Source organism: Leisingera sp. F5 (assembly GCF_001593695.1).
This window is the reverse complement of the sequence record NZ_LUKH01000874.1, coordinates 1-1,530: the sequence shown is the minus strand read 5'-3', so window position 1 is coordinate 1,530 and position 1,530 is coordinate 1. Positions and strand designations below refer to the sequence as shown.

Here is a 1,530-nt window from a genome sequence, read left to right as displayed (position 1 = left end):
GAACCTCCAAGCTCCTCAACGAGCAGATCCGCAAGGCGGGGGAAAGCCGTGGTTTTGCGGTGTCGCGGCTGCTGACCCACTGGGAAGAGATCGCCGGTCCGGATATAGCTGCAATGGCGCGTCCGGTGAACGTCGGCTACGGGCGCGGTTCCTTTGGCGCAACGCTGACGGTGCTGACGACCGGAGCCAACGCGCCAATGCTTGAAATGCAAAAAGAACGCCTGCGTGAGCGGGTGAACGCGGTTTATGGCTTCAATGCCATCTCCAAGGTGCGGATCACGCAAACGGCACCGACGGGATTTTCCGATGGCCGCGTGGAATTCAAATATGCCCCCAAAGTGCAAGCGCCCCGGCAGCCCGACCCGCAGGATACTGCGGCTGCCAGCCAGGCGGCTGCTGGTGTGGAGAACGACGATCTGCGTGCCGCCCTGGAACGCCTGGGGCAGAACGTGCTGACAAAACAGAAAACGCAAGGAAAGGGGTTCAAATGACCCGTCTTATGTCTGGTGTCTTTGCCGCGGTTGCGGTTGTTGCGGGCGGTTATGCCCTGTCGGGATTCAACACTCAGAACAATCTGCCGCAGAACCCGCTGGTTGGCGCCGCTATTGCGCAAGAGGCCGAGGTGGACATCTCAACAATCGCCGAGATGACGTTGGGGGCCGAGGACGCGCCGGTCACGCTGATCGAATACGCCTCCTACACTTGCCCGCATTGCGCCAGTTTCCACAATGAAACTTTCAAGAAGCTGAAGGCTGACTACATTGACACCGGCAAAGTGAAGTTCATCTACCGCGAAGTCTATTTTGACCGTTACGGGCTGTGGGCCTCGATGATTGCGCGCTGCAGCGGACCGGATAAGTTCTTTGGTATTTCCGATCTGATCTACAAGGGCCAGTCCGAATGGGCGCGGGCCGGAGGCGCAACCGAGATCGTCGATGAGCTGCGCAAAATCGGCCGCCTGGCGGGAATCGGGAATGAGCAGCTGGAAGCCTGCCTGCAGGATGGAGAGAAAGCGCAAACCCTGGTGGCCTGGTATCAGGAAAACGCCACCGAGCACGGCATTGAGGCAACGCCGTCGTTCATCCTGAATGGTGAAAAGATTTCCAATCAATCTTACACAGAGTTCAAGACGCTGTTGGACGCAGAGCTGGAAGGTTAAACTCTTCCTGCAGAAGAACTTTTAAGCCCAGGCCGTGTGCCTGGGCTTTTCAGGGCAGAGCAAACCGGGAAATTTCTCTTTCGGCAGCCTCTGCGAGAGCTGGAGGTCAGCGAGCTGGCGCCGCCTTCTTCAATAGATCCCTTAATCGGTCATCTCCAGCAACCTGCAGCCGCACAGGCAGGGTAATGACCTTGGAGCGGAAGCTGTCTGGCAGGCGGACGGCGTCTTTTTCCGTAGTGACCAACTGGGCGTTAAGCAGTTTGGCTTCATTCTCCAGCCGGTTCATTAGCGCGGATGAGAGCGGCTGATGATCGTCAAGCGCTTCGGCCCGTGCAATGTCAGCGCCAAGGCTGCGCAAAGTGTTGAAAAAT

The 1,530-nt window shown here is 57.9% G+C and carries 3 protein-coding genes; 2 read left to right on the top strand and 1 reads right to left on the bottom strand.

Annotated elements, in window-relative coordinates:
- On the top strand, positions 1 to 491 hold a 491-nt coding region (locus tag A2I95_RS36965), incomplete at its 5' end, for a DUF721 domain-containing protein (protein WP_291737453.1).
- Positions 488 to 1,159, top strand: a complete 672-nt coding sequence (locus A2I95_RS36960) for a DsbA family protein (RefSeq protein WP_027256854.1) — start codon at positions 488 to 490, stop codon at positions 1,157 to 1,159. The genes A2I95_RS36965 and A2I95_RS36960, both read left to right, overlap by 4 nt.
- A 106-nt stretch (positions 1,160 to 1,265) precedes the next feature.
- Here A2I95_RS36960 and A2I95_RS36955 read toward each other — a convergent pair.
- On the bottom strand, positions 1,266 to 1,530 hold a 265-nt coding region (locus A2I95_RS36955; protein ID WP_291737452.1), incomplete at its 5' end, for a tetraacyldisaccharide 4'-kinase.